20 protein-coding genes are annotated in these 23,892 nt (G+C 69.8%); 6 read left to right on the top strand and 14 right to left on the bottom strand.

Annotation, left to right across the window (positions count from 1 at the left end):
- Positions 1-37: 37 nt before the first annotated feature.
- The 3 genes from PGB34_RS20255 (at position 38) to mtlD (ending at position 5,794) form a co-directional block, all read left to right on the top strand.
- A complete protein-coding gene (locus PGB34_RS20255; protein WP_271429922.1) occupies positions 38-931 on the top strand; it encodes a BUD32 family EKC/KEOPS complex subunit in 894 nt (297 codons plus the stop codon).
- 234 nt (positions 932-1,165) lie between these two features.
- A complete protein-coding gene (locus PGB34_RS20250) occupies positions 1,166-3,379 on the top strand; it encodes a TonB-dependent siderophore receptor (protein WP_271429921.1) in 2,214 nt (737 codons plus the stop codon).
- Between the two features lie 213 nt (positions 3,380-3,592).
- A complete protein-coding gene (mtlD, locus tag PGB34_RS20245) occupies positions 3,593-5,794 on the top strand; it encodes a bifunctional mannitol-1-phosphate dehydrogenase/phosphatase (protein WP_271429920.1) in 2,202 nt (733 codons plus the stop codon).
- A gap of 31 nt (positions 5,795-5,825) precedes the next feature.
- Here mtlD and PGB34_RS20240 read toward each other — a convergent pair whose 3' ends face one another.
- The 9 genes from PGB34_RS20240 to argS form a co-directional block, all read right to left on the bottom strand.
- Positions 5,826-6,245, bottom strand: a complete 420-nt coding sequence (locus tag PGB34_RS20240) for a PIN domain-containing protein (protein ID WP_271429919.1) — start codon at positions 6,243-6,245, stop codon at positions 5,826-5,828.
- Positions 6,242-7,516: a THUMP domain-containing class I SAM-dependent RNA methyltransferase gene (locus PGB34_RS20235; protein WP_271429918.1), complete on the bottom strand. Its 1,275-nt coding sequence runs from the start codon at positions 7,514-7,516 to the stop codon at positions 6,242-6,244. Before PGB34_RS20235 ends, PGB34_RS20240 begins: the two co-directional genes overlap by 4 nt.
- 131 nt (positions 7,517-7,647) lie before the next feature.
- A complete protein-coding gene (locus tag PGB34_RS20230; protein ID WP_271429917.1) occupies positions 7,648-9,819 on the bottom strand; it encodes a TonB-dependent receptor in 2,172 nt (723 codons plus the stop codon).
- Between the two features lie 234 nt (positions 9,820-10,053).
- A complete protein-coding gene (locus tag PGB34_RS20225; RefSeq protein ID WP_271429916.1) occupies positions 10,054-11,664 on the bottom strand; it encodes an RNA polymerase factor sigma-54 in 1,611 nt (536 codons plus the stop codon).
- A gap of 19 nt (positions 11,665-11,683) precedes the next feature.
- Positions 11,684-12,490: an LPS export ABC transporter ATP-binding protein gene (gene lptB, locus PGB34_RS20220; protein WP_271430006.1), complete on the bottom strand. Its 807-nt coding sequence runs from the start codon at positions 12,488-12,490 to the stop codon at positions 11,684-11,686.
- Positions 12,491-12,492: 2 nt separating this feature from the next.
- The gene (gene lptA / locus PGB34_RS20215) at positions 12,493-13,203 is read right to left on the bottom strand and encodes a lipopolysaccharide transport periplasmic protein LptA (RefSeq protein ID WP_408647932.1); all 711 of its coding nucleotides are present in this window, start codon (positions 13,201-13,203) and stop codon (positions 12,493-12,495) included.
- 136 nt (positions 13,204-13,339) lie between these two features.
- Complete coding sequence (locus PGB34_RS20210; protein ID WP_271429915.1) at positions 13,340-13,987, bottom strand: thiol:disulfide interchange protein DsbA/DsbL; 648 nt, start codon at positions 13,985-13,987, stop codon at positions 13,340-13,342.
- A gap of 134 nt (positions 13,988-14,121) precedes the next feature.
- Positions 14,122-14,880 carry an SPOR domain-containing protein gene (locus PGB34_RS20205; protein WP_271429914.1) on the bottom strand — a complete coding sequence of 253 codons (759 nt, stop codon included), beginning with the start codon at positions 14,878-14,880 and terminating at the stop codon, positions 14,122-14,124.
- A 14-nt stretch (positions 14,881-14,894) separates the two neighbouring features.
- Entirely contained in the window at positions 14,895-16,595 is a 1,701-nt protein-coding gene (gene argS, locus PGB34_RS20200; protein WP_271429913.1) for an arginine--tRNA ligase, read from the bottom strand.
- Positions 16,596-16,725: 130 nt separating this feature from the next.
- Here argS and PGB34_RS20195 point away from each other — a divergent pair, with 130 nt between their 5' ends.
- Positions 16,726-17,112 carry a PsiF family protein gene (locus PGB34_RS20195; protein WP_271429912.1) on the top strand — a complete coding sequence of 129 codons (387 nt, stop codon included), beginning with the start codon at positions 16,726-16,728 and terminating at the stop codon, positions 17,110-17,112.
- A gap of 73 nt (positions 17,113-17,185) precedes the next feature.
- Here PGB34_RS20195 and PGB34_RS20190 read toward each other — a convergent pair whose 3' ends face one another.
- The 5 genes from PGB34_RS20190 to PGB34_RS20170 all read right to left on the bottom strand — a co-directional run bounded on the left by PGB34_RS20190 (position 17,186) and on the right by PGB34_RS20170 (position 21,625).
- Positions 17,186-17,638, bottom strand: a complete 453-nt coding sequence (locus tag PGB34_RS20190; RefSeq protein ID WP_271429911.1) for a DUF2214 family protein — start codon at positions 17,636-17,638, stop codon at positions 17,186-17,188.
- Between the two features lie 99 nt (positions 17,639-17,737).
- A complete protein-coding gene (locus PGB34_RS20185) occupies positions 17,738-18,361 on the bottom strand; it encodes a DUF3016 domain-containing protein (RefSeq protein WP_271429910.1) in 624 nt (207 codons plus the stop codon).
- Positions 18,358-19,386 (bottom strand): LysR family transcriptional regulator, encoded by a 1,029-nt coding sequence (locus PGB34_RS20180; RefSeq protein ID WP_271429909.1) that lies wholly within the window; start codon positions 19,384-19,386, stop codon positions 18,358-18,360. Before PGB34_RS20180 ends, PGB34_RS20185 begins: the two co-directional genes overlap by 4 nt.
- A 30-nt stretch (positions 19,387-19,416) precedes the next feature.
- On the bottom strand, positions 19,417-20,610 hold the full coding sequence (locus tag PGB34_RS20175; protein ID WP_271429908.1) for a CaiB/BaiF CoA transferase family protein: 1,194 nt from the start codon (positions 20,608-20,610) through the stop codon (positions 19,417-19,419).
- Entirely contained in the window at positions 20,603-21,625 is a 1,023-nt protein-coding gene (locus PGB34_RS20170; RefSeq protein ID WP_271429907.1) for a hydroxymethylglutaryl-CoA lyase, read from the bottom strand. Before PGB34_RS20170 ends, PGB34_RS20175 begins: the two co-directional genes overlap by 8 nt.
- A gap of 123 nt (positions 21,626-21,748) precedes the next feature.
- On the opposite strand from PGB34_RS20170, the gene PGB34_RS20165 reads away from it, so the two are divergent.
- Together PGB34_RS20165 and PGB34_RS20160 are read left to right on the top strand one after the other, a co-directional pair.
- Complete coding sequence (locus PGB34_RS20165; RefSeq protein WP_271429906.1) at positions 21,749-22,492, top strand: IclR family transcriptional regulator; 744 nt, start codon at positions 21,749-21,751, stop codon at positions 22,490-22,492.
- A gap of 308 nt (positions 22,493-22,800) precedes the next feature.
- Positions 22,801-23,886: an ABC transporter substrate-binding protein gene (locus tag PGB34_RS20160; protein WP_271429905.1), complete on the top strand. Its 1,086-nt coding sequence runs from the start codon at positions 22,801-22,803 to the stop codon at positions 23,884-23,886.
- The last annotated feature ends 6 nt before the right edge of the window (positions 23,887-23,892 follow it).

The raw sequence follows: 23,892 nt of genomic DNA, 5'->3' as shown, positions 1-23,892 counted from the left end.
CGCAGCCTGCTATCGTCGCAGGCGTGAGAGGACAAGCATGAACCCGCTGCGCCGACCGGCCAGCCCCAGCGCCAGGCGCGGCCCCGCGAGCACGCCGGCCGCCCTGGGCAGCCAGGCCGAGCCTGCCCCCGGCCACGAGGACTACGTCGCCTTCGTGCGCCGCATGCTGCCGCAGCAGGACCAGGGCGTGGCCAGCCACCGCATCGGCAACGAACGCGTGTGGCTCAAGAAGGCGGGCCCGCGCCACAGCCGGCTGCGCTACCAGCTGCTGGCACTCATCTCGCGCACCCTGCGGCTGGACATGCTCACGCCCGTGCCCAACCTGGGCGGCGAAACGGCCATTGCCACCGAAGCGCGGCGCCTGCGCGCGCTGGCCGAATCGGGCCTGCGCGTGCCGCGCGTGCTGGCACAGACGGCCGATGGCCTGCTGATCTCCGACCTGGGTCGCGATGGCCGTCCGGCCACGGTCTTCAATGAACGGCTGGAGCAGGCCGCGGCCAGCGGCCCGGTGGCGCTGCTGGCCGCCTGGCGCGAAGGGCTGGAAGCCATCGCGGCCGTGCACGCGCGCGGGGCCTACCTGAGCCAGGCTTTTGCGCGCAACCTCATGCACTGCCCCGACGGCGTGATCGGCTTCATCGACTTCGAGGACGACCCCGGCGAAGCGCTGTCGATTGCCGAATGCCAGGCGCGCGACTGGCTCAGCTACCTGCACTCCACGGCGCTGCCGCTGCGCGCTTCCAAGCCCGAGGGTGCGGGCGAGGCCTGGCGCGCCACGCTGGCGCAGGCCGACCCGGCCGTGCGCGAGCGCATTGCGCTGGCCGCGCGGCGCGTGCGCTGGCTGCGCAACCTGCCGGCCCACCGACGCTGGGGCCGCGACACGCAGCGCGTGCGCGCCGTGGCGCGGCTGCTGGGGCAGTGGTATCCGGACTGAGCCGCGCGCTGACATAATTTAACCTTCTTCGCACGGGTTCGAGATAGCCGCCGCCACATCGTTGCTTGCCTGCGAAGACTTGCAAGCACCACGCTTCTTTCCGCAGGCCATGGCGGCTTTCTCGCGGGCTTAGGGCGCGCGCGCAGCCACTGCTGCAGCGCAGGCCCGGCCTGCCACGGGCGCGCGCCATCGCATCGGACGGACAGCGTTTCCACACGCCGGAGTCTTCTTCTGATGCCCTTTCCTGCCCATCGCCACCCCGTGGCCCTGGCCGCCGCGCTGGCGGCCGCATTCCCCCTTCTCGCCCAGGCCCAGCAGGGCAACGCCCCGGCCGCCACCGGCACGGCGCTGCCTGCCGTGACCGTGGAGGCCACGGCCGACGCCAACCCCTCCAGCGAGGGCACGGGCCGCTACACCAACCGCTCCACCAGCACGGGCACGCGGCTGAACCTGTCGGTGCGCGAGACGCCGCAGTCGGTCACCGTGATCACGCGCCAGCGCATGGAGGACCAGGGGCTGACGAACCTCGGCGAAGTGCTCGCCGCCACCACCGGCATCACCATGAACACGGGCGACAGCAACACGCGGCCCACCATCAACGCGCGCGGCTTCGGCTCCAGCGTGTATCTGACCGACGGCGTGGCCGAAGCGCCCAACTACGTGACCCAGTCCTGGGGCGACATGGCGATGTACGACCGCGTGGAAGTGCTGCGCGGCGCAGCCGGGCTGATGCAGGGCTCGGGCAACCCCTCGGCCGCGGTCAACCTGATCCGCAAGCGCCCGCTGCCCGAGTTCGCGGCCTCGGTGGGCGCCAACGTGGGCAGCTGGGGCGGGCGGCGCGTGGAGGGCGACATCTCCACGCCGCTGAACGCCGCCGGCACGGCACGCGGCCGGCTGGTGGCCGCCTACGAGCGCACGGGCGCCTACCTCCCCGTGGTGCGCGGCGAGAAGGCGCTGGCCTACGGCGTGCTCGAATTCGACCTGGGACCGCGCACCCTGCTGAGCGTGGGCGGGCATCTGCAGCGCGAGAACACCATGCCGCTGGCCTACCTGCCGCGCCTGAGCAACGGCGCCGACCCGGGCCTGCCGCGCAATACCTTCCTGGGCGACGACTACAACTTCTGGGACAAGGACAACCGCAACGTCTTTGCCGAGCTGGTGCACCGCTTCGACAACGAGTGGAAGCTGCGCGCCATCGCCAGCCGCTCCAACAACCGCATGGACATGGTCAGCACCTTCGCCACCGGCACGCTGGCCAACATCGGCAGCAAGGTGTCGATCTACGACTACGCCTACAACTACAACCAGAGCCTGTTGTCGGGCGAGCTTTCGGCCAGCGGCCCGTTCTCGCTGCTGGGACGCAAGCATGAGCTGGTGGTGGGCATCAACGCGCGGCGCCAGAGCATGCCGGGCGCGTGGTCGTCCTGGGGGGCCGGCGCCAACGTGATGAGCATCAGCCCCTTCCTGTACCACATGGACCTGCATGCCTGGGCACCGCTGAACTACTGGCACGGCACGGGCCGCAGCTTCAACAAGGACAGCGAGACCGGCGTGTTCGCCACCACGCGGCTGAACATCACCGACGCGCTGAAGGTGATCGCGGGCGTGCGCGTGAGCAACTTCCAGTCGGAGGCCAACACCTTCTCCAACCTCACGGGCCGGCTGACCAACCAGACCAAGTACGCCGTCAAGGAGCGCGTGACGCCCTACGCAGGCCTGACCTACGACCTGGGCCGCCAGCACACGGCCTATGTGAGCTACTCCGACATCTTCGCGCCGCAGGCGGCCATCGACGCCAGCGGCAGCGTGCTGCCGCCCATCGTGGGCTCCAACTACGAGGCGGGCGTGAAGGGCGAGTACCTGGACGGCCGGCTCACGGCGTCCATCGCGGCCTTCCGCATCACGCAGAAGAACCGCGCGCAGGACGACGTCAACGGCCCCTCGCCCTGCCCCAACTCGGTCAGCTCCAGCAACGCGCAGTACTGCAAGATCGCCTCGGGCAAGGTGCGCAGCCAGGGCGCGGAGCTGGAGATCAACGGCGCGCTCACGCCCAGCTGGCAGATCGCGGCCGGCTACACCTACAACGACACCCAGTACGTCAAGGACAGCGCCAACGAAGGCCGCGGCTTCAGCGAGATCACGCCGCGCCACCTGCTGCGCGTGTTCACCCACTACCGGCTGCCCGGCGAACTCAGCGCCTTCAGCATCGGCGGCGGCGTGAACTTCCAGAGCCGCACCACGTACGGCAACGGCCGCACGGTGATCGCCGAGCAGGGCGGCTACGCGCTGTGGAGCCTGAACGCGGGCTACCGCATCAACGCGCGCACCGACCTGAGCCTGAAGGTGGACAACCTCTTCAACCGCGACTACTACGAGTACCTGGGCAGCAGCGGCTACCGCTGGGGCTCGCCGCGGCGCCTGACCTTGGCGCTGCGCGCGAAGTTCTGAGCGCCGCAGGGCGCCGGGCGCCATGCCCCGCCGCGCGGCGGGGCATGCACCGTTTTCGCGCATCAACTGGCTGTCAACGCGCGCGATTAACACGCATCCGCTTCGATCCCCAGCGCAACGCACAGTTCACGCGCGCACCCAATGGAATTGGGGAGCGGATGTTCTCAGTGCTTCAAAATGTCTTTTTGTGCACTGCAACGGAACCCCCAACGGATGATCCATTTCAAGGGAAAAGACATCGATTGTGCGATCTTCGACATGGATGGCACCATGTTCGACACGGAGCGCCTGCGCTTTCAGACGCTTTCCAAGGCCGCCGAAGAACTGTTCGGCAAGCCCTTCACCGAAGACGTGCTGCTGGGCTCGCTGGGCCTGAGCGCCAAGCGCGCTGAAGAACTTGCCAAACAGCACTACGGCCAGGACTTTCCCTATGCGCAGATCCGCCAGCGCGCCGACGCGCTGGAACTGCAGCATGTGCGCACCCACGGCGTGCCCATCAAGCGTGGCCTGCTGCCGGTACTCGAGCGGCTGCGCAAGTCGGGCCTGAAGATGGCCGTGGCCACCTCCAGCCGGCGCGCGATTGCCGAGGAGTACCTGATCAATGCCAACATCTTCAAGTACTTCGACATCACGGTCTGCGGTGACGAGGTGGTGCAGGGCAAGCCCCACCCCGAGATCTTCCTGCGCGCGGCCGAGGCACTGAACAGCCTGCCGGCACGCAGCCTGATGTTCGAGGATTCGGAGAACGGCCTGCGCTCGGCCGCCGACGCGGGCGGGTTGGCGGTGCTGATCGAGGACATCAAGGCGCCCAGCCCGCAGGTGGCGGCGCGCGCTTTTCTGGCCTACCGCAGCCTCACGGACTTTCTGCAGGACCTGGCGGCCTGCACACCCAAGCTGCCCGTGCCCGCACTGGCCACGGCCTTCCCGCAGGCCGTCAATCAGCTGTGCGCCGGCATCCACGGCTTCGGCGCGATGGGCGGCGGCTACCTCGCGCAGGTCTTCTCGCACTGGGACGGCTACACCCGGCCGGGCCGCATCGTCGCCTCCACCGGCAACGCGCTGCTGCGTGAAGCCGTCAACGCCTTTGGCAACTACAGCGTGCGCTACGGCCATGAGGCCTTCGACCAGACCATCCCGAATGTGCAGCTGATCGACGCGGCAGACGCAGCGGCGGTGTCGGCCATGTACCGCGACTGCGAGATCGTGGCGTTGTGCCTGCCCGAACAGGGCCTGGCGCCGCAGGCCGGCGTGATCGCCGACGGCCTGGCCGCACGCTTCGAGGCCCGGGGCCGCGCGCTCACCATCCTGGTGGTGCTCAACAAGGTGGGCGGTGCGCAGTTCGTGCAGCAGCGGGTGGCGCAGGCGCTGCGCGAGCGCGTGGGCGAGCGCCAGTGCAGGCAGATCCTGGAGCGCACCCATTTCTCCGAAACGGTGGTCACCCGCATCGTGACCAAGCTCAGCGACGAGGCCCTGTTGCGCCAGCTGCGCATCAAGCACGACCTGTACGAAAAGAACATGGCGCGCCGGCGCGCCCTGGCCACGTCGGCCGCCGCGCCCGGCGCGCCCTGGGCCGATGGCATCAGCGCGGAGCAGGCGCAGGCGCTGGCCCCCATCGTCAGCACCCTGCGGGAGGCGGCCGAGCCGGCCAACGCGCTGGAGCCGCTGCACCTGATCCTGTTCAACAGCGAAGTGGACATGGCGCTGTACGCCCAGCAGGGCAGCGACCTGCTGGAGCACCTGTGCCAGGTCGAGACGGTGGGCGACATCGGCGAGATCCAGACGCTGAAGAACCGGCTGTGGAACGGCCCGCACGCGGTGCTGGCCTGGTACGCCGCGCTGCTGGGCTATCCCACCATCGGCCATGCGATGGGCGACGCGCGCGTGCAGAGCCTGCTGGACCAGTTGCTGGACCATGAGCTGATCCCACTGCTGGCGCGCCAGCACCCGGGCCTGCAGCCGCGGCTGGCCGGCTTTGCCGCCACCTTCCGCCAGCGCTGCGCCCATGCCTTCAAGGACCCCTGCGCGCGCGTGGGGCGCGACCCGCTGCGCAAGCTGCAGCGTGGCGAGCGCGTGATCGGCAGCCTGCGGGCCGCGCATGCGCATGGCGTGCAGGCGCCCTGCCTGGCGCTGGGCGCGGCCCTGGGCCTGTGGTACGCGCTGCAGCACCCGGAAGCGGCGCAGGATGCCGAATGCGCCACCCTGCGCGCGCTGCATGCGCAGCACGGCACGGTGGAGGCCCTGCTGTGCTGGCAGGGCGACTACCACGGCCAGCCCTACGCCGGGCTGGACGCCCAGGCCGATGCGGCCGTGATCCAGGCCGTGGCCCGGCAGTTCGCGGCGCTGGAGTCCAACGCACAGCGCCACCTGAGCCACTGGAGCGTGCGGCCGGCCTCGGCGCTCGGGCTGGCGGCCTGAACGCGCAGGGGCGGCGCGCGCTGGCCGCCGCTCAGGGCCGTTCGGCCAGCGCGCCCAGGCGCTCCATGCGCCGGCGCATCACCAGCACGGCCTTGTCCTTGCTCAGCAGCCGCGCGCCATGCGCCACGGCCAGGTCGATGAAGCGCTGGTCGTCCGGGTCCTTGCAGGTGATGGGCGCCTTGTCGGCCGCGGGCACGAGTTGCGCCCAGCGGTCGAACTGCGCCAGCACTGCATCGGCCGCGCGGCCGTGGAACGCCAGGCGCGGCACGATCTGCGGATAGGCCAGCACGCGGGCCAGCTCCTCGCGCATGGGCGCCGTGGCCAGCCAGCGCCACGCGCCCGACTCCACCGCCGCGCGCACCGGCCGCGCGGGCGGGTCGTCGAAGAGGTACAGGTCCAGCACGATGTTGGTGTCCAGCACCACGGCCGGCGATGCCGCGGCCTGCGTCACGCGCCGGCTTCCTTGGGGGCGCGTGCCGAGCCGGCCACCATGTCGAAGCGGAACAGCCTGCATTCGATGGGGCCGTTCCACATCGGCACGCGGCGCGATTCCTTCAGGCGCATGCGCTGCGGCAGCTTCAGGTCGGGCGTGAGCACCCAGGCCGTCCAGCCCGGGAAGTTCTTCTTCCAGTGCGTGGCCAGGCGCGGGAAGAAGTCGCCTGCGCCATCAGCGTCGTCGCCCTGCATCTGCGCGGCCTCGCGCGCGCCCGTGCGCCCGGCCTGCCCCGCATGGCCCTGGCCCGCAAAGCCGCCGACGGCGATGCGCTCGCCGTAAGGCGGGTTCAGCACGATCACGCCCGATTCGGCCGGCGGCATGCGCTGCAGCGCGTCGCCGCCGCGCAGCTGCACGGCATCGGCCACGCCCGCGCGCTCGGCGTTGCGCTGCGCGAAGTCGACCATGCGGTGCGACACGTCGCTGCCGAACACGGCCACTGCATCTGCCTGCGGTGCGCGCTGCGCACCCGCGCGGATGCTGTCCCACACATGCGGCTGGAAGGGCAGCAGTTTTTCGAAGCCGAAACGGCGCAGCGAGCCCGCGGGGATGCCGAGCGCGATCTGCGCGGCCTCGATGGCGATGGTGCCGCTGCCGCAGCAGGGGTCGTACAGCGGCGCGTCGGCCACTTCGCCGGTTTCAGGGTTCCACCAGCCGCTGGCCGCCAGCATGGCGGCGGCCAGCGTCTCCTTGAGCGGTGCGTCGCCCTTGTCCTGGCGCCAGCCGCGCTTGAACAGGGGCTCGCCGCTGGTGTCGATGTAGAGGGTGCAGAACTCGGTGTCCAGGTGCGCGAAGACGCGCACGTCGGGCCACTGCGTCTCGATGCTGGGGCGCACGCCGCCGGCCTTGGCGCGGAAGCGGTCGGCGATCGCGTCCTTGATCCGCAAGGTGGCGAAGTTCAGGCTGCGCAGCGGGCTGTGCTGCGCAGTCGTTTCGATCTTGAAGGTCTGGCGCGGCGTGAACCAGATTTCCCAGGCCACGCCGCTGGCGATCGCATAGAGATCGTTCTCGCCGCGGTACTGCCCGCGGGCCAGCTCGATGAGCACGCGCTGGGCCAGGCGGCTGTGCAGGTTCAGCTGCAGCGCCTCGCGCCACTGCGCGCGCACGCGCACGCCGCCGCGCAGCACGCGCAGGTCGTCGCCCGCGCGGCCCGTGATGGCGTGTACTTCCTGGGCCAGGAAGTCCTCCACGCCGGCGGCGCAGGGCAGGAAAAGGGTCAGGTCGTTCACGGCGAAGAAGCGGGCAAGGGGCTGCGATTGTCGCCGCAGGGTGCGAATGACAAAGGGCAGGTGCCGTGAAGCACCTGCCCTGCGATGGGATGCATGGGCCGCTCAGCGAAGCGGCCAGCTCAAGCGAGCGATCAGAAGTCGACCGAAGCCGACAGCATCAGCGTGCGGCCCGCGCCCACGGCCACGTAGTTGCCGGTGGTCAGCCAGTAGTTCTTGTCGGCCAGGTTCTCGATGTTGGCGCGCAGCACCACGGCGCGGCCCGAAGCCTCGAAGCGGTAGCGGGCGCCGATGTCGAAGCGCGTCCAGCCGTCGAAGCGCAGCGCGTTGCTGTTGGTGAGGTAGGCGCCCGAAGCGTGGACGACGCGCCCGTTCAGGGCCAGGCCCCGCACGCCGGGAACGTCCCAGTCCAGGCCCGCGCTGAAGCGGCGGTTGGGCACGCCGGCGGCGTCGTTGCCCTGGTCCACGCCATTGATCGTCTTGGTCAGCTTGGGGTCCATCAGCGCCAGGCTGGCGTAGCCGCGCAGGCCGCGCGTGATCTCACCCGTGGCATTCAGCTCGATGCCGCGGTTGCGCTGCTCGGCGATGTAGCCATAGACATTGGTGACCGGGTCGGCGCCGCCGATGGGGCGTTCGATCTGGAACACGGCCGCCGAGGTCTGCATGCGGCCGATGTTGGCCTTGATGCCGGCTTCGAGCTGCTTGCTGCGGTAGGGGGCCAGCACTTCGCCGCGGTTGGCGTACTGCGTGCCCACGGTCTGGCCGCGCGACAGCGCCGTGCTGTAGTTGCCGTACACCGACAGGTTGGGCGTGAAGCGCCAGACGATGCCGGCCAGCGGCAGGTTGGCCGACGAGTCGTAGCGCGTGGTCTTCTGGCCCGTGGTGGTGCTGTAGCTTTGCACGTCCACGTTCTGGCGGCGCACGCCCACGGTGAGCAGCAGGCGGTCGTCCAGGAAGCTCATGGTGTCGGCCACCGCGAGGCTGCTCAGGTCGGTGTCGGATGCCCGGGTGGGGTCCGTGCGCGCCAGCGTGATCGGCGCGAGGGCCGCGGGGTAGTAGATGCTCGATGCGACGCTGCCCGGCTGGGCGATGTACGCATTGCCCTCTTCCAGTTGCAGCGCCGAGTAGCCCACGGTGAACGTGTGCTTGACCGGCCCGGTGGCCACGCGCCAGCGAAGGCCGGCGTTGCCGCTCAAGGCCTTGGAGTACGCGTCATACCAGGAGCTCTGCACGCGGAAGCGGCCGTCGGGCTGCATGGAGCCGCGCACGGACACGGGGAAGAGCTGGTCGTTGATGCCCTTGCGGTAGCCGATGCCGCCGTAGACCGTGAGCGCGTCGTTCACGTCGTATTCGATGCGCGTGACGATGGTCTTGTCGTCCTGGACCAGCGTGGTGCCCGGGTACCAGTTGCTGCGCGCGTCCGGCGGCTCGGGGATGTAGCTGGTGACCGTCTGCAGGCTGATCTGCGGGCGGTAGTTGTCGGTGTCGTCGCGCTTGGCAAAGGCGTCGAGCGACCAGCGCAGGCCGCCGCGGTCGTACTCGAGCGCGACCGAGCCCAGGGCGGTCTTCTGGTCGCCGCCCTCGGTCGAGCCTTCGCCGCCGCGCACCAGGCCGTTGACGCGGATGCCCCATTCCTTGTCGGCGCCGAAGCGGCGGCCCACGTCGGCATGCAGGCCGAAGTTCTTGCTGCCCACATAGGTGGTGGTCAGACGCGTGAGCGGCTCGTCGCCCGCGCGCTTGCTCACGATGTTGATGCCGCCGCCGATGCTGGCGCCGGGCGACATGCCGCTCAGGAACGAAGCCGGGCCCTTGAACAGTTCCAGCCGCTCGATCAGCTCGGCGGACACGCGGTTGGTCGGGATCAGGCCGTACAGGCCGTTGAAGCCGACGTCATGCTCGCTGAACGCGAAGCCGCGCACCTGGTAGGTATCGGCAAAGCCGCCGCGGCCGGTGGTCATGGTCACCGAGGCGTCGTTGATCAGCGTGTCGGCAGCCGTGCGGGCCTGCTGCTCTTCCATGAACTCGGCGGTGTAGTTCTGGGTGCTGAACGGGATGTCCATGTTGTCGGACGTGCCCAGCACGCCCAGGCTGCCGCCCTTGGCGGTCTGGCCGCCCGGGTTGACGGCGGGCAGGTCACCCAGCGTGTCGCCCACCACGGTGACGGCGGGCAAGGCATTGGGGGCGGTGGTGACGGTCTGGGCCAGGGCGCCGCTGGAGGCCAGGGCCAGCGCCACGCCGATCAGGCGAAAGGGAGGCAGGGAAGCAGGGCGGCCAGGCGCAGCCGGCGCGGCAGAACGAAGACTCATGGGGGGAGGCAGGAATGCGGGTGAACGAAGCCGAAGCCGATGCCGCCTGGACACAAATGTTCTGCGGTTGGCTACAAGAGTTAAAAATCATAACGCGAATCACTCTTATCATTCAAAAAGATGACAAAGTGTGTCGTTCGCGCAACCCGCCAGGCCGCTGCGGGCCTGCAGGCTCGCGGCGGTGAGTGATGGTGATGGGAGAAAGGCAGGCCGGGCTGCCTGCCAGGCAGCGGCCTAGAGTGCCTTGCGCAGGTTGGCCGGCGCGATGCGCAGGGCCTCGCGGTACTTGGCGACGGTGCGGCGCGCGCACTCGATGCCCTGCTCCTTGAGCATCTCGGAGATCTGGCTGTCCGACAGCGGCTTCTTGGCGCTTTCGGAACCCACGAACTGCTTGATCAGCGCCCGCACGGCGGTGCTCGACGCATTGCCGCCAGTCTCGGTGCCCAGCGCCGAGCCGAAGAAGTACTTCAGTTCCACCGTGCCGTAGGGCGTGGCCATGTACTTGGCGGTGGTCACGCGGCTGATGGTGGATTCGTGCAGGCCCAGTTCGTCGGCGATCTCGCGCAGCACCAGCGGGCGCATGGCCAGCTCGCCATGCACGAAGAAGTTCTTCTGCCGCTCCACGATGGCGTTGGACACGCGCAGGATGGTGTCGAAGCGCTGCTGGATGTTCTTGATGAACCAGCGCGCCTCCTGCAGCCGCTGGCCCAGGGCCTGGCTGCCGTCGCTCTTGTGCGACTTGAGCGCGCCGGCATAGATGTCGTGCACGCGCAGGCGCGGCATCACGTCGGGGTTGAGCTGCACGCGCAGCTTCATGGAAGCGCCGCGGCCCGTGCGCGTGACGATCACGTCGGGCACGATCACGTTGCGCTCCACGTCGACAAAGCGGCGGCCCGGCTTGGGCTCCAGCCGCGCGATCAGTTGCAGGGCCTGGCGCACCTGCTCCTCGCGCGTGTGGGTGAGCACGGCCAGGCGCTTGAAGTCGCGCTTGGCCAGCAGGTCCAGCGGCTGCCTGCACACGGCCAGCGCCACCTGCAGCGCTTCGCGGCTGTCCTCGTCGTCATCGTCGTTGGCCTGCTCGCGCGCCAGCGCGCGCAGCTGGATGGTCAGGCATTCGCCGAGGTCGCGCGCGCCCACGCCCACCGGCTCCAGGCTCTGCAGCAGGCCCAGCGCCACCTGGAAGTGATGCACCAGCTCATCGAACTCGTCGTTGTCGTCGCCGGCCAGGCCCGAGGCCAGCGCGGGCAGCGAATCCTCGAGGTAGCCGTCCTCGTTGAGCGACTCGATCAGGAAGCGCAGCGCCGCCGAGTCCTCGGGCGACAGCCGCAGCGCCAGCGCCTGGCGATGCAGGTGCTCCTGCAGCGACTCCTGGCTGCGCGCCAGCTCGGTCGCGTCGGCGCGGTCGTCGTCGCCGCTGCTGTTGTTGTTGCGCGCGGGCGCGTCGCCGCCCCATTCACTGTCGTCGGGGGCCACGTCGATGGTGCCGTCGCCATCCCAGTCGGGCTCGGATTCGGGGCCGTCCGCGCTGGCGATCTCGGCATCGCCGGTGCTGTCGACAGCCCCATCGCCGGCGCTGCTGGTGGTGCTGGTGCTGGACGGGGCGGCGCTGTAGTCGGCGCCGTCCTCGCGCTCTTCGCGCGGGGGGGGCGCGTCGGCCTGGTCCACGCCGAATTCCTCGCGCGCCGCTTCCTCTGCCAGACGCTCCAGGAAGGGGTTGTCATCGAGCATCTGCTCGATTTCCTGGCTCAGCTCCAGCGTCGAGAGCTGCAGCAGCCGGATCGACTGCTGCAGTTGGGGCGTCAGCGCCAGATGCTGCGAAACGCGAAGGGAAAGGCCCTGTTTCATGGGAAAGCAGAAGCCTGCGTTACATGCGGAAGTGTTCGCCCAGGTACACGCGGCGTACCTCAGCGTTGTCGACGATCTCCGATGGCGTGCCCTGTGCCAGCACCTGCCCGTCGCTGATGATGAAGGCGTGGTCGCAGATGCCCAGCGTCTCGCGCACGTTGTGGTCGGTGATGAGCACGCCGATGCCGCGCTCCTTGAGGAAGCTGATGATGCGCTGGATCTCGATCACGGCGATGGGGTCGATGCCCGCGAAGGGCTCGTCCAGCAGGATGAAGCGCGGCTGCGTGGCCAGGGCACGCGCGATTTCGACGCGGCGGCGCTCGCCGCCCGACAGCGCCAGCGCCGGCGAGGCGCGCAGATGGTCCACGCGCAGGTCGGCCAGCAGCTCGCTCAGGCGCTCCTCGATGCGGGCCTTGGTCAGCGGCAACATGCGGCCGTCGGCGTCGGGCTCGCGCTGCAGTTCCAGCACGGCGCGCACGTTGTCTTCCACGCTGAGCTTGCGGAAGATGGAGGCCTCCTGCGGCAGGTACGACAGGCCCATGCGCGCACGGCGGTGGATGGGCATGTGCTCCACGGCTTCGCCGTCGATGGTGATGCTGCCCGCATCGGCGCGCACCAGGCCCACGATCATGTAGAAGGAGGTGGTCTTGCCGGCGCCGTTGGGGCCCAGCAGGCCCACCACTTCGCCCTTGCGCACTTCGAGCGAGACGTTCTTGACCACCTTGCGGCTGCCGTAGCTCTTCTGCAGGCCGCGCGCCTGCAGCAGGCTTCCGCCGGCCAGGGAGGCAGCGGGCACCGCGCCTGCGGCGCTGTCTGGAAGCGTCATGCTCACGGGCGGGACCCCTCGACCGCAGGCGCGCCGTCCAGGGTGGTGCTGGGCCGCAGGCTGCGGCCGGTGCCCGTCCCGGAGGCAGGCGCAGCGGGCGCTGCAGGCTGAGCGCCCTCGGTGCCGGCGCGCGGCGCCAGCACGGCGCGCACGCGCCCGCCCGAGCCGGGCGCAGACACGCTGGCATCGGGCGGCAGCGCCGCGCCGTTGACGGTGAAGGTGTCGTTGCTCTGGTCGTAGACGATCAGCGGACCCGTGGTCTCGTCGTTGACCTGCGCGCCCACCAGGCGGCGCATCACGGCGCGGCGGATGAACTTCACGTTGTCGGCCCGGCCGTCGTACTCGATGACCTCGGATTCGCCCTCGATCCACTCGTCGGTGCCGGCGTCGCGTTTCTGCTTGTAATAGGCACGCTGGCCCGGCGCCGCCGTGACCACGCCGTACTGGTAGCCCTCCGGGTCCTGGCGCACGTCGATGCGCGCGCCGCGGATGATGATGGTGCCCTTGGTGACCACCACGCGCCCCGTGAAGACAGTGGTCTGCTTCAGGTCGTCGTAGCGCATCGAATCGGCTTCGATGTTCATGGGCTTGTTGCGGTCGGCCCGCTCGGCCATGGCCGCACCCGCGGCACCCAGCGCCAGCAGCGCACACAGCGCGGTGGCGGCCCAGCGGCGCGGCTGCGAAAGAAAGCGAAGGGAAAAGAGCGTAGTCATAGAGGCACGAAACTTGCGTCCATTCTAAGCAGCACCCTCGCCCGCGCACCCGGAAAGACGAAGCCCGCAGATGCGGGCTCGGATTAGGTTGACAAAGATGAAGCGAGGCTCCCTTTTTGGGAGCGCGGGGCCTTCTTCAGGCCTTGGCCGCCTGGCCCACGAGGTAGTCGCAGATCTGCAGCATGCGCGGCAGGGTCTTGCCCATGCCGCCGTCCACGAACCAGCGGCCCGCCACGCCCATGGCCGGGGTGCCGGGGATGTCATAGGCCTGCGTGAGCTGGCCGGCGCGCTGCACCTTGCCCGCCACGCCGAAGGACTTGAAGGCCTCTTCGAACTTCTTGCCGTCGATGCCGGGCTGCTTGGCGGCCCACTCGAGCACGGCGGCATCGCCGAACAGGCGCTGGCGGTCCACGTGGATGGCCTGGAAGACCTTCATGTGCAGCTCATCGAGCTTGCCCATGGCTTCGAGCGTGTAGTAGAGCTTCTGCTTGGTCGCGACGTCGTTGCCCACGAAGGGCACGGGCACGCGGCGCAGCACGGCGTTGGGCGGCATCTTCTTGGCCCAGGCTTCCAGCGCAGGCTCGAAGGTGGCGCAGTGCGGGCAGTTGTACGAGAAGAACTCCACCACCTCGACCTTGCCGGCCGGGGCATCGGTGGGCGCCGGCTTGCGCAGCACGGCGTAGTCCTCCCCGGCCGCGAAGGGCGCGCCCTGGGCGTGGACGGAAGGGCTCAGGGCGACCAGGCCCAGGGAGGCCGAGGCCAGCGAAAAATCACGACGGTTCATGGACATGCATGCTTCTCCTATGCAGCTGACAGAGCCGGCGCGCGGCGCCGAGTTCCCTGGACGAAGAGGTTGTGCGTGAAGCGTTTGACGTCTGGCGTTTTTGCTCAACGCTGAACGCCAGACGCCGGGCGGCTTCAGCGCTGGACGCGCACCAGCGCCGATTCGAAGCCCTGGCCTTCGAGGCGGCCCTTGGCGCGGTCGGCCTCGTCCTTCTTGGCGAAGGGGCCCACCCGCACACGGTAGACGGTGGCGCCGGCCTGCTCACGTTCGGTCACGCGCGCTTCCACGCCCATCAGCGAGAGCTTGGCGCGCTGGGCGTTGGCATCGTCCTGCGTGCGGAAGGCACCGGCCTGCACGAAGTAGACGAAGGGATCGTCGCTGGGCGTGTTGGCGGCCACGGCTGTGCCACCGCCCCCGCCCGAACGCGCACGGGCGAAGTCGCCCAGCGGATCGGAGCCCGCGCCCTGCGAGCCGGGACGGATGGGGTTGACCGTGATCGGCGCCGTGGAGCGGGCCGGCGCAGCCGCCGTAGGGGCGGGTGCCGGGGCCGGCGCGGGCACCGTGACGGGGGCAGGCACCGCGACCGAGCCGCTGGCGACGGGCCCGCCGCTGGGCGGCACGGCCTCGCTGGGGGTCGGTGCCGCGGCGGCCGGCGCAGGCGCGGGTGCGGGCGCCGCCGCACGCGGCCGGCTGCCCAGCGGGGAGTTCGGGTCCCAGTCGCGGTTTCTACGGGCTTCGGCTTCGTCCTGATCGGCGCTGCGCGTCTGCGGCTTGCTGATGAAGGGAACCGGCACCTTGGTGACGTACACCGCCACCCCCAGCGCCAGGCCCAGGCCGAGCACGCCGCCCACGATCAGGCCGATGAGGAAGTTGCCCTTCTGTCTGGATCTCATGACTGGTCTTTTGCTCACATCTTGCGCGGCGCGCTCACACCCAGCACCGCCAGGCCATTGTGCAGCACCTGCGCGGTGGCAGCGACCAGCGCCAGGCGGGCCTTCTTCACGGCTTCGTCCTCCACCAGGATGCGCTCGGCGTCGTAGTAGCTGTGGTAGGCCGCGGCCAGCTCGCGCAGGTAGAAGGTCACGTCGTGCGGCGCGAAATCGCGTGCGGCCGCCGTGAGCATCTCGGGGTACTTGCCCAGCAGCAGCATCAGCGGTTGCGCGGCCTCGGTGGCCAGCGGCGAGAGGTCCACGTCGCGCAGCGACGCCACGTCGGTGCCTTCCTTGTCCAGCACCGAGCAGATGCGCGCATGCGCGTACTGCACGTAGTAGACCGGGTTGTCGTTGTTCTTGGCCACGGCCAGGTCGACGTCGAAGGTGTATTCGGTGTCGGGCTTGCGGCTGAGCAGGAAGAAGCGCACGGCGTCGGTGCTGGTCCACTCGATCAGGTCGCGCAGGGTCACGTAGCTGCCGGCGCGCTTGCTGATCTTGACCTCTTCGCCGTTGCGCACCACGCGCACCATGGTGTGCAGCACGTAATCGGGGTAGCCCTCGGGAATGCCCACGTCGGCCGCCTGCAGGCCGGCGCGCACGCGCGCGATGGTGCCGTGGTGATCGGTGCCCTGGATGTTGACCACCTGGTGGAAGCCGCGCTCCCACTTGGCGATGTGGTAGGCCACGTCGGGTACGAAGTAGGTGTACGTGCCGTCCTGCTTGCGCATGACGCGGTCCTTGTCGTCGCCGTAGTCGGTAGACCTGAGCCACAGCGCGCCGTCCTGCTCGTAGGTCTTGCCGTTGGCGATCAGGCGCTGAACGGCCTTCTCGACCCGGCCCGAGGTGTAGAGGCTGGATTCGAGGTAGTACTGGTCGAACTTGAGCTGGAAGGCCTGCAGGTCCTTGTCCTGCTCGTTGCGCAGATAGGCGACCGCGAACTGGCGGATGTTGTCCCAGTCTTCCACATCGCCGTTGGCCGTGAAGCTGCGGTCGTCGGCCTGCACCGTCTTCTTCGCCAGGAAGTCGTTCGCGATGTCCTGGATGTAGTCGCCGTTGTAGAAGGCCTTGCTGGCCGGGTTCTCCGGATCGGTGGGCCAGCACTCGTCGCCGGGCTTGAAGCCCTTGGCGCGCAGCTGCGTGCTCTTGGTCAGCGTGTCGATCTGCACGCCCGCGTCGTTGTAATAGAACTCGCGGTGCACCTGGCGCCCCTGCGTGCTGAGCAGGCTGCAGATGGCGTCGCCCAGCGCGGCCTGGCGGCCATGGCCCACGTGCAGCGGGCCGGTGGGGTTGGCCGAGACGAACTCAACGAGCACACAGTCAGTACTGACTACATCTTTGGCGCCAAAGCGGGCACCCTTGGCCAGCACCTCCTTGACCACCTGCTGCTTGGCAGCCGGCTTGAGGCGGATGTTCAGAAAGCCCGGGCCGGCGATCTCGATGGCGTCCACCCACTGCACGTAGGCCGGCTGGGCCAGCAGGGCGCTGCGCAGCTCTTCGCCCAGCTGGCGAGGGTTCTTCTTGAGCGGCTTGGCCAGCTGCATGGCGGCCGTGCAGGCAAAGTCGCCATGGGCGGCAACCTTGGGCGATTCGAAGGCGGCCTTGGCGCCGGCACCGGGCACGAGCGCTTCCAGCGACTGTGCCAGGGCGGCCAGCAGATCCTGTTTGACGGTAAGCATCGGCTGATTTTATCGGGGGCAAACCCGAGGGTCGGCGTTGTCGTCCGACCCATGGCGCCAGACGTTGAGTGCCAGGCGGCGTCCTGCCGCCAACCCTTTGTCAGTACGTCAATTGGAAGGAAACAACAGCATGAAGAAGATCCTCGCCCTTTGCGCCCTGGGCGCCTGCCTCAGCCTGAACGCCCTGGCCCAGACCACTGCCACCCCCGCCACGCCGGCTGCGCCTGCCACGCCGGCAACCCCGGCCAAGCCCGCGGCAGCAGCCACCCCGGCCACCCCTGCCACCGCCGACAAGGCCCCCACCGCGCAGCAAAGCAAGATGAAAAGCTGCAACGCCGAGGCCACCGGCAAGAAGGGCGACGAGCGCAAGGCCTTCATGAAGGAATGCCTGTCGGCCCAGAAGGCCACCCAGCAGGACAAGATGAAGAGCTGCAATGCCGAGGCCGGCACCAAGGCGCTCAAGGGCGATGCACGCAAGGCCTTCATGAAGACCTGCCTGAGCGGCGCAGCCGCCTGATCGCGCGCCACCCCTGAAGAGGCAAACAAGAAAGAAAGCACGGCGGCCTGCGGGCCGCCGTTTTCTTTCTTGTTCAGCCGCCGAAGCCCCGCGCCAGGAAGACGGCGGCCAGCGGAATCAGCGCCACGATGTGGGCCTCGATCATCACGAGCTTGCGCGTGGCGCGGATCTCGGCTTCAGTGGGCAGCGCGCCGGTGGCGCGCAGCTGGCGGCGCCAGCGCAAGAAACGCATCGTCGGGCCGATGGACAGCAGGCCTACCACGATGAACAGCGTGAACTTGATGTGCAGCAGCGGATTGCTCCAGTACCAACTGCTGCCCTTGACGCCCCACACCGTGCGCGCCACGCCCGTGGCCAGCACGGCGATGGAGGCAATGCCGTAGACCATGTCGACCCGGGCCAGCCGCTCCACCACCTTGGCGTTGAGCCATTCCACGCGGCACAGCGCCGCCTCGCTGGCCAGGAACACGACCATCGTCAGGATGGCCAGAAGGTGCAGGTAGGCAAGGATGGCTTCGAGGGTCATGGCTCGCTCGTGGCTGAAGAAAGGCGGCAGCCCCGTGCCGCCGCCGCGCATTGTCCACGCCTTGCCCGGGCCTGGCGGCGCGCATCAGCGAAAGCGGCCTTATCCGCGCCGGGCCTCGAACTCCTTGCGCAGCCACTCGTCGATCAGTCCCTTCTCGTAGCGCAGCGGATCGTCGCGCGAATGCAGGTTGGGCCGCATGAGGAAGGCCGCATCGCTCAGTGAGCGCTCGCCTTCGCGCAGCACCTGGCCGTCGGCCTTGCGCAGGCGGAAGTGCAGGTCGATGCGGGGCGGGTAGATGTCGCGCACCACGCGCAGGTCGGCCGCCTGCGGGCCGCGCCAGGGTTCGGTGCTGCCTGCGCGCTGCACGCCGCGCAGGTGGACGTCAAGCCGCTGGCCCTCGGGCAGCAGCCGCGCGGCACGTTCGGCCAGGTAATCGGTGAGCGAGTCGACCCAGGCCCGGCGTGCCTGTTCGCTTTCGAGCGGGGCGGGCCGGCCGGCCTCGAGCCGGCGCAGCTCGGCATGCGTGACGCGCACGATGCCGGGCTCCACCGAAGCGGCTGGAGCGCCGCCCGTGGCGCCGGGGCCCACCAGCCCGGGCGCCGTGGCGCAGCCCGCGGCCAGCCAGGCGGCCAGAAGCCAGGCGCCGCGCTGCAGCAGCGGGCGGCTGGCCGCGCGCGCGGCGCGGCCGCAGGTCGAAGAAGCCCGGGAACCAAGCGTGTTCATGCCGCCATTGGGCCGGCCGGCCGGGCGGCCTGCAAGCTTTCGCTCCAGAAACCTGGCTGCGCATACTGATGCTTGAGGAAATCCAGCCACAGCCGCACGCGCAGCGGCAGGTGCTTGCGCTGCGGCACCACGGCATGGATGCCGTTGGGCGGCGCCGCGAATTCATCGAGCACGGCCACCAGCGCACCGCTGCGGATCTCGGACTCCACCTCCCAGGTGCTGCGCCAGGCGATGCCGTGGCCGGCCAGGCACCAGTCGTGCAGCACCTGGCCGTCGGAGCAGTCCATGGGGCCGTGCGGCTTGAGGTGGATGACTTCGTAGTCGCCATCGGCCGTCCCCTGGGCGGTCCGCGGCACGCCCGCGCCCGCCAGGGCGCTTTCAGCATTCCGCCCCAGGGCGGTCCGCGGCACGCGGAACGCCCAGCCGCGCGTTTGCGAGGCGTCGCTGCTGAGCGTGAGGCAGGCAAAGCGCAGCAGCTCCTGCGGATGCTGCGGCACGCCATGGCGGCGCAGGAACTCGGGCGTGGCCACGCAGCGGCGGCGGTTGTCGGCCAGGCGGATGCTGACCAGCGAGGAATCGGGCAGGTCGCCCACGCGCACCGCGCAGTCGAAGTTCTCGCCGGCCATGTCGATCACGCGGTCGCTGAGGTTCAGCGAGATCGTGACCTCGGGATGCAGCCCATGGAAGCGCGGCACCAGCGGCGCCACATGCCGCCGCCCGAAGCCGGCCGGCGCCGTCACGCGCAGGTGGCCGCTGGCCTTCACGCCGCCCGCGCTCACGCTGGCTTCCGCGTCGGCCAGTTCAACCAGCAGCCGCTGGCAGTGCTCCAGGAAGGCCACGCCCTCGTGGGTGAGCGTGAGCCGGCGCGTGGTGCGCAGCAGCAGCTTCACGCCCAGGCGTTCCTCCAGCGCGTCCAGCCGGCGCCCGATCAGCGCGGGCGCCACGCCTTCCGCGCGCGCAGCGGCCGTGAGGCTGCCGCGCGTGGCCACGGCCACGAAGGTTTCGAGCTGCTTGAGGCGATCCATGCGGCAAGCGTAAGCGATGCCGCGCAGCGCTTATTGCGCCTGTGCGCGCCCGCTGGCGATCAGCGCCTCCACCGCCTCGGCGCTGTAGCCGGCGGCCAGCAGCAGCTCGCGCGTGTGCTCGCCGGTCAGCGGTGGCTGCAGGCGGATGCCCGGCCGCGCACCGTCCAGCGCCAGCGGCAGCAACGGGATGGGCGAGAAGCTGCCGTCGTTCATGCGCACCGGCGCCATGCCGCCGCTGGCCTTGAGGTGCGGGTCCTCGAACAGGTCCTGCGGCTTGGCGATGGGCGCGAAGGGCAGCTCGTGGGCCTCGAAGATGGCCGACAGCTCGGCCACGCTGCGCGGCGCCACATGGGCGCGCAGCAGCGGCATGAGCCAGTCGCGCGCGCGCACGCGGTCGTTGTTGCTGGCCAAACGCGGATCGGCGAAGAGCTCGCCCAGGCCCAGCGCCTCGCAGAACACGGCCCATTGCTTGTCGCTCACGGCGGCCAGGAAGATCTGCTCGCCGCCCTGCACCGTGAACACGTCGTAGATGCCCCAGGACGAGATGCGGTTGGGCATGGGGTCGGCCGCCTGGCCCGTGGTCGCGAACTGCATCATGTGCTGCGCGACGAGGAAGATGTTGTTCTCGAACAGCGCCGACTGCACCTCGCAGCCCTCGCCCGTGAGCTCGCGCTGGCGCAGCGCGGCCATGGCACCGATGGCGCCGAACATGCCGCCCATGATGTCGTTGACGCTGGTGCCCGCGCGCAGCGGATCGCCCGGGCGCCCCGTCATGTAGGCCAGGCCGCCCATCATCTGCACCACTTCGTCCAGCGCCGTGCGCTGCTCGTAGGGGCCGGGCAGGAAGCCCTTGTGGCTCACGTAGATCAGCCGCGGGTTGCGCGCCTTGAGCGCCGCGTAGTCCAGGCCCAGCTTCTTCATGGTGCCGGGCTTGTAGTTCTCGGTCACGATGTCGGCGCTGTCGGCCAGCGCCAGCGCGGCGGCCAGGCCTTCGGGCGTCTTGAGGTCGAGCACGATGCTCTTCTTGTTGCGGTTGAAGGCCGGGAAGAAGCCCGCGCCCGAGCCCAGCAGCCGCCGCGTGCTGTCGCCGCCCACGGGCTCGACCTTGATCACTTCGGCGCCCAGGTCGCCCAGCAGCAGGCCGCAGGTCGGGCCCATGACCATGTGCGAGAACTCGACCACGCGGACGCCCGCATAGGGCAGCGGGGCCATCGAATCAGACATTGCGCATCTCTCCTGTGGATGTGTCTCTTGAATGGGCAGGCGCCGCCGCGGGCGCGAAGCCCTTGGGCAGGCCCGCTTCGGGGGTCATGCCGTAGATCGGCTCGCCGGGCAGGCCGGCGCGCAGCGCCTCGCGCGCGGCCAGCAGGCGCGCGAGGTCCACGCCGGTGGCCACGCCCATGGCCTCGAACATGAAGACCAGGTCTTCGGTGACCACGTTGCCCGAGGCGCCCGGCGCGTAGGGGCAGCCGCCCAGGCCGCCCTGGGAGGCGTCGAAGGTGCGCACGCCGGCCTCGTAGGCGGCCAGGCAGTTGGCCAGGCCCAGCCCGCGCGTGTTGTGCATGTGGGCGGCGCCTGCCTTGTCGCCGAGTTCGGAACGCAGGCGCGTGAACAGCCTGCGCACCTGCGCCGGGTTGGCGTAGCCCACGGTGTCGGACAGGCCCACTTCGTCGGCGCCCGCCTCGGCACAGGCCACGGCCAGGCGGATCACGGCGTCTTCGTCGACCCGGCCCTGCAGCGTGCAGCCGAAGGCGGTGGAGATGCCGGCCTCGAGCCCGGCCATCGGCCCGCTGCCGGCCAGCCCGCGCCGCAGCGCGTCGATGGCCCGAACCTCATCGACCATCGCCATGGGCGTCTTGCGCACATTGGCCAGCGAATGCGCCTCGCTGGCCGACACGGGCATCGTGAGCTTGTGCGCCCCGGCCGCCAGCGCCGCCTGCGCGCCGCGCAGGTTGGGCACCAGCGCCATCACGCGCAGGCCCGGCAGGGCGACGGCATGGCGCACCACCTCGGCCGCATCGGCCATCTGCGGCAGCAGACGCGCGGGCACGAAGGAGGCGACTTCGATCTCGCGCAGCCCGGCCGCATGCAGCGCCGCGATCCAGCCTTGCTTGGCGGCCGTGGGCATGGTGGCGGCCACCGACTGCAGGCCGTCGCGCGGGCCGACCTCGCTGATCAGGACGGCGGGCGCCAGCGTGGAAGAGGGGGCGGAGTCGGGATCGGGATCGGAGGCGGTCATGCGCGAACGAAACAGCAGAGATGTGGCCGATCGTTCTATCTTGCAGAACGATGTTCCAGAAGTCAGAATTAGACCGTTGCTGCGCCTGCGCTGTCAACGTCAACCCTTTTTGTGCCGCCCGCCATGCCCCGCCCTGCCCGCACCGAATCCCTTGCCGACCACAGCGCCGCCGCGGGCGGCGTGGCGGCGGTGGACCGCGCGCTGACGCTGCTGGCGGCCTTCCGCGAAGGCGATGCGGCGCTGGGCCTGGCCGAGCTGGCGCAGCGCACGCGCCTTTACAAGAGCACGGCCTTGCGCCTGCTGGCCTCGCTGGAGCATGCGGGCCTGCTGCACCGGCAACCCGACGGCCGCTATGCGCTGGGCGCCGAGATCGCGCGCCTGCATGCCGTGTACGCGGCCGCGTTCTCGCTCGACCGCGTGGTGCTGCCCGTGCTGCAGGCGCTGGTGCGCGAGACCGGCGAAAGCGCGGCCTACCACGTCCGGCAGGGCCAGGGCGCCAACGCGATCCGCGTCTGCCTGTTCCGCGTCGATTCGCCCCACCCCGTGCGCGACCACATCAAGGCCGGCGACGTGCTGCCGCTGTCGCGCGGCACGGGCGGGCGCGTGCTCTCGGCCTGGGACGCGGCCAGCCAGGCCGGCGCCAGCGCGCGCGACAAGGCCCTGTACGCCGCCATCCGCAAGGCAGGCGCCTATTGCGCCGCCGGCGACCGCCTGGCGGACGTGGCCGGCATCTCGGTGCCGGTATTCGACACGCACGGCGCCGTGGTGGCGGCCGTGACGCTCACCATGCCGGTGCACCGCTACGACGCAGGCTATCTGAGCGCCGTGACACGCGCGGCGCAGGCCTTGCACGGACGCACCGGCTGAGGGCGGGCATCGGCGGCACGGCGCAGGCAGGCGCGCGCCTCGCCGGGGCGCCCGCGCTGCTGCGGGCCGATGCACGCACCCCCGTGGTGCATACGCCCGGCAAATCAGGCCGACGTATGCACCTGGGCCAGGCACGCTCTTTGCTCAGCGACTGTCAGCGCAGGCGTTGAGCTTCTACGGTTGGCGTGCCGATTCTGGGCCTGATCCGGAATCCGGCCCGTGAGCCAGTCGCTGCAGCACTGGCGCACGTTCGCCGGGTTCCGAAGAGGGTGGATTCATGAATCTCTCGACTTGGACGAGGTATTGGTATGTGCGAACGTAATGGCGGGGCCTTTGCCGCCCTGCAATCTGCATCTTCTTCAAACCCGGGCCGCCGTGACTTCCTGAAGTCCCTTGGGGGCACAGGCGCGGCGGTGGTCGTGCTGCCCACGGCGCTGGCGGCTGCCATGGGCGCCAGTGGCACGCAGGCCGCAGGCAACACCCGCGTGCGCGCAACCCACGGCGCCGGCCTGTGCAATCTGGGCATCTTCATCGCCAAGGAGCGTCAGCTCACGCGCAGCGACGGCGTGGACCTGGAGTTCGTGGTCACGCCAACCAACACCGACATCGTGACGCTGTTTGGCGTGGGCGCGGTCGATGTCTCGATGATCCCGTACTCGAACCTGCTCTCGCTGTATGACGCAGGCGCGCCTGTGGCCGTCGTGGCTGGCGGCGGCGTCAACGGCTGCCTGATCGTGGCCAAGGAAGGCATCGCGAGCGCAGCCGACATGCGCGGCAAGACGCTGGGCACCTTCCAGGCCGACACGCTCGAAGTGCTGCCCTACGACTGGCTCAAGAAAGCCGGCCTGAGCTTCAAGGACGTGCAGGTCCGCTACTTCAACACCTCGCCGGAAATGGCCCAGGCCTTCATTGGCGGCGCGGTGGACGCCATCTGCGCAGTGGAGCCCTATGCCAGCCAGTGCGCCGCCGCGCGCAAGGGCGCGCGCGTGCTCAGCGACGGCACCGACCTGTACGGCCCGCAGTACGCCGACTGCGTGCTGGCGGTGCGCACGCCCCTGCTGCAGAAGCAACCCGCCGTGGTGCGCGCGGTCATCAAGGCGCTGCTCACGGCGCAAAGCCAGATCGAATCCACCCCCGCTGCTGCGCTGTCGCAAACCGTGGGCAGCTACTACAAGACCACGCTGGAAGCAGCCACCGCCGCGGCCCGCCGCCAGCCCGTGATGGTGGACCAGCGCAACCAGGCCCCGTTCATCCTCGCGCGAGCCCAGTCGATGAAGGAGATGGGCTACATCAAGAAAGTGCCCGGTGCCGGCATCTTCGACTGGAAGCCGCTGGAGGACGTCATCGCGGCCAACAAGACGATGTTCGACACGCTGAAACTGAAGTCCGCATGAGGCACC

The sequence above is a fragment of the Xenophilus arseniciresistens genome, assembly GCF_028023875.1.
GTDB classification, from domain to species: domain Bacteria; phylum Pseudomonadota; class Gammaproteobacteria; order Burkholderiales; family Burkholderiaceae_C; genus Xenophilus; species Xenophilus arseniciresistens.
The sequence above is the reverse complement of the archived record's forward strand: the minus strand, read 5'-3'. Positions and strand labels throughout refer to the sequence as shown.

Excerpts from the sequence above, each read along its gene's own strand:
- PGB34_RS20225 (WP_271429916.1), bottom strand. The coding sequence starts at position 11,664 with ATGAAACAGGGCCTTTCCCTTCGCGTTTCGCAGCATCTGGCGCTGACG.
- lptA (WP_408647932.1), bottom strand. The coding sequence starts at position 13,203 with ATGACTACGCTCTTTTCCCTTCGCTTTCTTTCGCAGCCGCGCCGCTGG.
- PGB34_RS20250 (WP_271429921.1), top strand. The coding sequence starts at position 1,166 with ATGCCCTTTCCTGCCCATCGCCACCCCGTGGCCCTGGCCGCCGCGCTG.
- PGB34_RS20165 (WP_271429906.1), top strand. The coding sequence starts at position 21,749 with ATGCCCCGCCCTGCCCGCACCGAATCCCTTGCCGACCACAGCGCCGCC.
- PGB34_RS20160 (WP_271429905.1), top strand. The coding sequence starts at position 22,801 with ATGTGCGAACGTAATGGCGGGGCCTTTGCCGCCCTGCAATCTGCATCT.
- PGB34_RS20210 (WP_271429915.1), bottom strand. The coding sequence starts at position 13,987 with ATGAACCGTCGTGATTTTTCGCTGGCCTCGGCCTCCCTGGGCCTGGTC.
- PGB34_RS20190 (WP_271429911.1), bottom strand. The coding sequence starts at position 17,638 with ATGACCCTCGAAGCCATCCTTGCCTACCTGCACCTTCTGGCCATCCTG.
- PGB34_RS20170 (WP_271429907.1), bottom strand. The coding sequence starts at position 21,625 with ATGACCGCCTCCGATCCCGATCCCGACTCCGCCCCCTCTTCCACGCTG.
- lptB (WP_271430006.1), bottom strand. The coding sequence starts at position 12,490 with ATGACGCTTCCAGACAGCGCCGCAGGCGCGGTGCCCGCTGCCTCCCTG.
- PGB34_RS20175 (WP_271429908.1), bottom strand. The coding sequence starts at position 20,610 with ATGTCTGATTCGATGGCCCCGCTGCCCTATGCGGGCGTCCGCGTGGTC.
- PGB34_RS20195 (WP_271429912.1), top strand. The coding sequence starts at position 16,726 with ATGAAGAAGATCCTCGCCCTTTGCGCCCTGGGCGCCTGCCTCAGCCTG.
- PGB34_RS20185 (WP_271429910.1), bottom strand. The coding sequence starts at position 18,361 with ATGAACACGCTTGGTTCCCGGGCTTCTTCGACCTGCGGCCGCGCCGCG.
- PGB34_RS20230 (WP_271429917.1), bottom strand. The coding sequence starts at position 9,819 with ATGAGTCTTCGTTCTGCCGCGCCGGCTGCGCCTGGCCGCCCTGCTTCC.
- argS (WP_271429913.1), bottom strand. The coding sequence starts at position 16,595 with ATGCTTACCGTCAAACAGGATCTGCTGGCCGCCCTGGCACAGTCGCTG.
- PGB34_RS20205 (WP_271429914.1), bottom strand. The coding sequence starts at position 14,880 with ATGAGATCCAGACAGAAGGGCAACTTCCTCATCGGCCTGATCGTGGGC.
- mtlD (WP_271429920.1), top strand. The coding sequence starts at position 3,593 with ATGATCCATTTCAAGGGAAAAGACATCGATTGTGCGATCTTCGACATG.
- PGB34_RS20180 (WP_271429909.1), bottom strand. The coding sequence starts at position 19,386 with ATGGATCGCCTCAAGCAGCTCGAAACCTTCGTGGCCGTGGCCACGCGC.
- PGB34_RS20255 (WP_271429922.1), top strand. The coding sequence starts at position 38 with ATGAACCCGCTGCGCCGACCGGCCAGCCCCAGCGCCAGGCGCGGCCCC.